Annotated in this window: 9 protein-coding genes; 3 read left to right on the top strand and 6 right to left on the bottom strand. The window is 39.5% G+C overall.

Annotation, left to right across the window (positions count from 1 at the left end; genetic code table 11):
• Nucleotides 1-269: 269 nt before the first annotated feature.
• The 3 genes from ACTS9Y_RS01415 to ACTS9Y_RS01405 all read right to left on the bottom strand — a co-directional run bounded on the left by ACTS9Y_RS01415 (nt 270) and on the right by ACTS9Y_RS01405 (nt 2,710).
• Entirely contained in the window at nt 270-866 is a 597-nt protein-coding gene (locus tag ACTS9Y_RS01415; RefSeq protein ID WP_442584244.1) for a TolC family protein, read from the bottom strand.
• A 215-nt stretch (nt 867-1,081) separates the two neighbouring features.
• Nucleotides 1,082-1,306, bottom strand: a complete 225-nt coding sequence (locus ACTS9Y_RS01410; RefSeq protein WP_442584243.1) for a hypothetical protein — start codon at nt 1,304-1,306, stop codon at nt 1,082-1,084.
• 735 nt (nt 1,307-2,041) lie between these two features.
• Nucleotides 2,042-2,710: an SOS response-associated peptidase gene (locus ACTS9Y_RS01405; protein ID WP_442584242.1), complete on the bottom strand. Its 669-nt coding sequence runs from the start codon at nt 2,708-2,710 to the stop codon at nt 2,042-2,044.
• A 354-nt stretch (nt 2,711-3,064) separates the two neighbouring features.
• Between ACTS9Y_RS01405 and ACTS9Y_RS01400 the strand changes: the two genes are divergently transcribed.
• Entirely contained in the window at nt 3,065-3,511 is a 447-nt protein-coding gene (locus ACTS9Y_RS01400; protein WP_442584241.1) for a hypothetical protein, read from the top strand.
• A gap of 153 nt (nt 3,512-3,664) precedes the next feature.
• Here ACTS9Y_RS01400 and ACTS9Y_RS01395 read toward each other — a convergent pair whose 3' ends face one another.
• From ACTS9Y_RS01395 to ACTS9Y_RS01385, 3 genes are all read right to left on the bottom strand, one after another.
• A complete protein-coding gene (locus tag ACTS9Y_RS01395; protein ID WP_442584240.1) occupies nt 3,665-4,108 on the bottom strand; it encodes a hypothetical protein in 444 nt (147 codons plus the stop codon).
• Nucleotides 4,109-4,143: 35 nt separating this feature from the next.
• Entirely contained in the window at nt 4,144-4,518 is a 375-nt protein-coding gene (locus ACTS9Y_RS01390) for a hypothetical protein (RefSeq protein ID WP_442584239.1), read from the bottom strand.
• Nucleotides 4,519-4,785: 267 nt separating this feature from the next.
• Nucleotides 4,786-5,217 (bottom strand): hypothetical protein, encoded by a 432-nt coding sequence (locus ACTS9Y_RS01385; protein ID WP_442584238.1) that lies wholly within the window; start codon nt 5,215-5,217, stop codon nt 4,786-4,788.
• Between the two features lie 90 nt (nt 5,218-5,307).
• On the opposite strand from ACTS9Y_RS01385, the gene ACTS9Y_RS01380 reads away from it, so the two are divergent.
• Both ACTS9Y_RS01380 and ACTS9Y_RS01375 read left to right on the top strand, forming a co-directional pair.
• On the top strand, nt 5,308-5,598 hold the full coding sequence (locus ACTS9Y_RS01380) for a helix-turn-helix domain-containing protein (RefSeq protein ID WP_442584237.1): 291 nt from the start codon (nt 5,308-5,310) through the stop codon (nt 5,596-5,598).
• 338 nt (nt 5,599-5,936) lie between these two features.
• On the top strand, nt 5,937-6,668 hold the full coding sequence (locus tag ACTS9Y_RS01375; protein ID WP_442584236.1) for a hypothetical protein: 732 nt from the start codon (nt 5,937-5,939) through the stop codon (nt 6,666-6,668).
• Nucleotides 6,669-6,750 lie beyond the last annotated feature (82 nt).

The following is a 6,750-nucleotide window of genomic DNA, read 5'->3' as shown; positions in this document are numbered from 1 at the left end:
AAATCCGATCACAAAGGCTTGGCTGCTGATTCCTTCTTAGTGCCTAACACCAGCACATCCACATTCGGATACTTCTTTTTTTTCTAACTGCAACTTGTAAGTAGGGCCGCATGTTCAGCCTGTGTCTGCGAATTGCCGTGAAGTTTCTGAATCATCTTTTTTTGCACGATTTTCAGAAAGTATTCTTGAGGTAAAACTTTCGCCACCTGTATATGTCGAAGTGGAACCTGCCATGTGATAATCGCACCATCGCTTCTATGAAGTTAGCTTCAGCAGCTTGAAATGAAGCTTCTGCTGCTGAAAGATTTGCCTGCGCTTGAGAGACACGTAAACTCTGCTTCCCTACCAGATTCAACTAATGTTTTTGCAGCATTGGTATCGTCGTTGGCTCTGGAAATGTCATTTTCTGCTACTTTCATTCGCTCATGCATTGCCTCTGTCATGGCATAAGCAGTAGCGAGCTCCGCTGCATACAAGACTTGTATTTCCTGGTCACGTGTTTCAGCTACTAATAGATCTTTTGATCTTGCTTGAATTCGTGCAGCACGCTTACCGCCTATTTCAAATGGCTGAGTTAAGAGAACTGTATGCTGGATGTAGTCGGCTCTTGTGTTTAGGTTTTCGCTGAGACCGCTGATAGAAGGATTTAAGTAAGCTTTAGCTTGCTGAATATTCGCGGTTGCTGCACGAATATTTGCTGACTGCTCAAGTAAGATAGGCGCTTGAGAAAGTCCTTGGCGCAGTAATACACCAAATGATGGCACATCTTCAGCATGTGCTTGTATGAAGCAAAGCAAGCTTGCATGGATGAGTAAGTTATATGCGCTGAGCCGATATTGGCACAGTACCTTTGAAGAAAAAATCATGGAAAAGCCCCTGCATGTTGATTAAATAAACGTGAAAGCGCCCAGCAAGAATTACTTGCCGGGCACTCTAGAGGGCTTTAAAAGGGGGCTTTAAGGGCGGGGAATTAGATGGATTATAGTAGACCACTGGGAAGTAAAGCGGAGCCACACTTGCCAGTTGATTGAGGAATACTTTTGGAGCTGCCATTGGTATTGATACCAAATTCAAGCCGTGCTCAAAAATCTATCATGTGAGCGACAGATTGTTGAGACTCATCTTCATGAGAGTCGCCATCTTCATCATGATGATGCGCAACATGATCAAAATGCTCAATCATGTGAATCACAGTTTTTTCTTCTGTACTTTCCGAACTCAACATATGTGCGAAATCTGCCGTAGCCGCATAGAGCGGTTGCAGTGTCACTATTGATATAAGTAGTAAAAGGAAAAGGTTTTTCATGATGCAATCCTCATTCTACTAAGAATAAGGGTATGTTAGTAAGTAGTTAATCGATTTATTATTCAATTTGAATAAATTATAAAACTCTAGTGTGTAACAACTAATGGCGAAATTCTATTATTCGTATTACACCTAATTGTGACTATGTATACTTGTATCCACAATAAACGAGCGCATTTGTAGACTATCCAAGATATTGATTTCTGGTATGTCACTAAGAATCCCGGAGCGCTTCAGAATTCGCCAAGGCGACACCATAAACTTCTTTGTGTAGTAGATGCATATACTCCAGACGCTAAATATCATACTAAGCGCTATAAGAACTTTCCATGGAGATGAGGGGGCTTCGCTGACAGCGAGTATATTCAACCCACAAACAAAACTGATGACTAGTAAAATAACATAACCAAAAATAGCGATAAACTGTCAGGCATCACAAAAACTTGATTCTGTTTAACTCTGATTTGACCAGAACTAATCAATTTTTCGACCTCCAGGGGCCAATATACCTAGGCTCTTTATTAGTAGTTTATAAAAGGGGCTTGGGTGGTCAACTGAACAATTGCAGCAGCACTGCGCCACTCAATTGGAATCACTGCTCCACTTGAACTGGAATGGGTGCTCACGAGATATTGGAATTGATGCTCATCTCATAATGGCGAACACACGTCTTGAAGTGGTTATACAAAGTCACACTTAAAGTGATGCTGATGGATGGTGATTTGGTTGGGAAATCTAAAATAATGATTTCTGAGATATTTTAATTTCAGGTGCAGAGTAATCAAGATAGCCATCTCTACTCAATTTCAGCAACTCCTTGGCATTGTCATGTTTAGCATTTAGCCACTGAGTAAAATCTTTATCTTCCACTACTACCACTGAACGCTTTTCATCTTTTGGCTTGTGAAAGCGACTCATTAATGGATGCTCATCTGCATTTACTGTCAGCATCGAGAATGAAAAAGTCACTTCCCCGGTATCCTGGTTTACAAACCTTTCCCAAATAGATGCGATTGCTGTTGGTTCTCCATCAGATCTGAAAATGCCTGCTGGCACCCAGTTTTTACCACTTGCATCATATAAGGGTTCGTAAAACTTATTCGCTAGCACTAAGCCAAACTTGCATTTCCGCCATGGTGAAGCATATGAATGAGTTGTGTGAACTGTTTCAGTGCGGGCATTGTATGTGTGACGGCCATGACGTTTTTTATCTTTGGCCCATGGAGGTACCAACCCAAATTGCGCTAATTCACATTTGACTTGGCCATCATCCAGATACACAAAGGGTACTGGAGCGGTCGAATATACATTCGCATCCCAATCGCCTTGAGGCAATTCACATTTAAAGTGCTCGTTAACCCAACTGGATTTATTAATCTTGATAGGATCAAAGTTGCTACACATAGTTGAAATTCTCAATCACAGATAGTTAACATATGTTAATAACATTGGTTTAATATAGCTGTAGAGGAAAACTATAAATCATAATACCAATAAGGGTGTGCAATATGAATCAGAGAGATCTGTATGCATCACTAAACTATGCTGGTTGTCAGATTCTGACCTTCGAGGACTACCCAGCAGATCACGGAAGCTGGAGGGTGAATTTCTTGTTTAAAAATTTATCTTGTGAAGTTAACTGCAACCGTAGAGACAACTTGATCACCTTCATCTCAAAAAGCGTTTCAACTGGGCACTGCTCAAATACCGTTTCAAGTAAAAAGCTAGTTTCTGACCTCATGGAAATTGGAAAGATGAATGAGTGGATACGCACGCTTAAGACTACTCAAACCAATTCAAAAAGCGAAGCTAGATATGAAACACATGCTTGAAATAGTCCTTTTGCTGGTTTTACTAAATCCATTTACTTCTAGTGCTACTGAGGTTACAGATTGCTTTGATAAGGCTTATGCACATTCTGATAATGGTGGACTTGGTTTGAATCGCGGTCAGGCCATTGAGTTATGCAATGGAGCTAAAAATGCGACAGAAGTTTTAGTATGTTATGCCATTGCATGGCAGCATCCTGATAAAAACGGTCTAGGTTTGAATCGTGGGCAAGCAATCAGGCTTTGTAAACGTGCAACGAACACAGAAGAAATCGTAGAGTGTTTTCTTAAAGCGTGGACTCATAAGGATGATGGTGGCATGGGCCTCCATCTTGGTGGTGCGGTAGACTTGTGTAAACAGTCACCCATGGAGTAATTGAAATATCTAAGGTGAAAAACCACTTACAAATTAAATGTCTTCTTGCCCCTTAGCCGGCATATTCTCAAAAATGTCTGAATCAGGATGTGGATCTGCCCTCAAATCACATTGATCAAGCATCTCCTTGAGAGTAGGTACTTTTTGAGCTGTCTAGCTAGGCTCACTATTTCCAATCAGCTTTTTTATACCATCGGCCCTCAATATCACCGTCAAAGCTTCCGCTAAAGCAACCGGGTCATTTTCTGCAAGGGTATCTTTTAAATAAAGCATCACATCTTCAGCGTCATTAATATAATCGGCGGGATCAAACTCTTTGAGCCCTGAAACACTAATGTTCGTGTTTTGATTAGTTGTCACTAAAGGAAGAAAGTCGAGCATGAGTTCAGGCCAAATGCCATTATGCGATTTAACAAATGACTCAACTTGCTTAAGACCTTGAGGCGAAAACAGAGCATAGAACTGATCCCAATTAAGGACTCCAAGCTGGCTAGCAACGTATTTTTCACCTCGTTCGTGCTTATGGAAGTCGTCCAAAATACTTTCTAAAGCTTCTTGTGGTGTTTGACCAACATTGATTTGAATTGAGAATTCCATTTTCACCTCACTAACTCATAGTATTTCTCTTCCAACTACTTGCCCAAACGAGATGCGTTCATGTTGGTTTCTTCAGTTACATCTGAAATTAAATCCCGCAATGTGTAACCATTTCCATCTGAAGCTTTATTCCCGGCTTCTTCACTAAACAAACCCGATAACACCCTCAATGAAATACCATTTGGTAGCCGCTGAGCAACATTAGCCCAGTGCTCAGTAGTAGAGAATTCATCGTCTTTGGGATGTGAAATTTCAAGCACTTCTTTGAACATTAAAAGTGAACGATGAATCAAATCCTCTATTGAGTTAGCACCGACAATCTTCATCATCGAAGTAGCTGTTTCCAGGCTAACTGAATATTCAGTGTCTTCCTCAAATACAACAGTGAGTTGGTTATCGTTATCTTTCATCACTTAACTTCTTCAGATCAGATGTTTTCCTCTTAAGGGATATGCGACTAATGAGCTTGTAGGTATCACGCCTGTTTCAGCAGCCAGATTTCGCAGTAACAGTTGAATCAAATCTTCAAGTGAGTTTGACTCCATCAACTTTACGAGACTGTGAGCAGTTTCAGGACTCACTGTGGTTAGGGTATCAGTTTCAAAACTGATAGTTATTTCTTTACTAGCGACTTGATTCATTGAATCTGCCAGTGCTGGTCATTAGGAACCGTTGTTTTAATTGAATTGCAAAATCGTTTCAAAAGTAAGTTCATTTTTATCTTTGTTCAACCCACTAATATCGTGCTCAATAACTTGACCTGTATCGGTTTCAAAACGATATACAGTACTCTTGTATTCATCATCTTGGTAAGTTGCAGAAGAAATAGCCTTCAATCTAGTCAGAGACCAGTTATCCTGATTTAGTAAGTGTCCTGGGCTAATCACATATGTCTTATCAATTTTTCGACTCCCCGCAAATTTGGCCAAATCGTCAATATCACCAATAAGATGGGTAGTAGTACAAACTGGCTCTTCAGAATCATCATCGAATTCAGGAACTTCACATATGAACCAAGGCATAAATGCAGATAGCTCAATCTTGTTGAGACTGAAATTTTCACCGTCAAAAAATGCTTTTCGCAAATGAATTTGGCTAGCAAGGAACATTATTTCAATCCAATACGGTTAATGTGTCCTATAGATTATAGTCCTTTAGGGCACATAATGGCTATATAAAGTCCTTTATGGGGACTTAGTATGGAATTTCAAAAAGCTTTAGGTGCTGCAATCCGGGATATCAGAATTACTCGAGAATTGAGTCAAGAATTTTTCAGTGAAATATCAAGCAGGACTTATATGTCAGTACTTGAGAATGGCAGGAAGCAACCCACGGTTTCAAAGATAAATGACCTTTCGAAAGCAATGGGTGTACACCCTTTGACGATTTTGACTTTAGCTTATATAAAATCTGATGAAAAGTTAACTCTCAACGAGCTCCAGAATATTGTTATGCAGGAGCTCTTAATTTTGGAAAAGGTAAAAGACTAATCCAATTCGTCTAGAGCTCTACGCGATAAAAATGTTTAGTTACTCGAAAGAACGCAGTTCGTCATAGATGCTTACAGCAACCTATCATATCGACAACTGCGGAATAGGCACTTATAAACAGCATTGGTTGCATTGATTTATAGCTTCTGAAGGTGGAAGATTTCAAGAGGTATGAGGAATAATACTCTGTACTAATTATGCAGTAATCATTTAGAAGAGTTGTGGCGGCGAGTGAAAGTTCGGTCTAACGCAGGGGGTATCAGTTAATTAAGGCAGTAAACAGAATTCAAGAAGTTTAAATTAAGCGAACGATATATTTTTAATTTCGGGAGACAAAAATGACTAATAACATGGTTTTATTGATTTTTCTTTTCTTGAGCAGTTATCCATCATACTCAATTGCAGAGGATGTTATTGGACCTAATGTTTCAATTGCAAATATTGTCAAAGCTTTAAAAGCAGATGTTCAACTATTTCAAAATTACTCTGCTTCCTTACCTCAAGAATCCAAAACCAATGCATGTAAAGGTAACTTAAATTTCAACATTGAGTCTTTGAAAGTAGTTATGAAAGTTCAATCTGTTGGCGGTAAAGAAGGTAAAGCTGGCCTAGCTATACCTATTGGCACGGGGGCGTTTGAGCCAGGGGTAAATGCTTCAAAAAGAGATACTAACAGTCAAATTCTAACTTTCACGATATACCCCAAGCCTGGTGTTAAATCTGTTGCTTCGAATATTAAAAAAGAAATTAAGTATGACTCCTCACCGATAGCATATACCCTTGCTAGCCTTAGAGATAATCTTCTAGATGCAAGTAGTGTTGAGCCTTGCATGTCTTTCCAAAATCCGAACAAAGATAAAGACGTTGCTTCAACGTTTGAATTTGGCTTTGGAGTCGAGAAAAAGGCATCAGCAAATGCAGGAATTAATTTGATCATCTTCTCAATTGGTGGAGGAAAATCCTCTCTCCAAGAAACTACAAATACAATTACAGTGAGCTTTAGGGGATTTTCTGTTGAGAAAGTTGGTGGAATTGAGATTGAAGGGCCGGGGGCGCTAGCTCCACCGTAATATTTCCCATCAGTTATATTTACGAACTCGAAGAGTGATTTGAGAAAAAACTAAAATATATGAAGTTGGTAAAACATTAGCT

The organism is Methylophilus sp., assembly GCF_052173275.1.
In the GTDB taxonomy this organism is placed as follows: domain Bacteria; phylum Pseudomonadota; class Gammaproteobacteria; order Burkholderiales; family Methylophilaceae; genus Methylophilus.
Note: the sequence above shows the minus strand (reverse complement) of the source record. Positions and strands in the feature narration are given on the sequence as shown.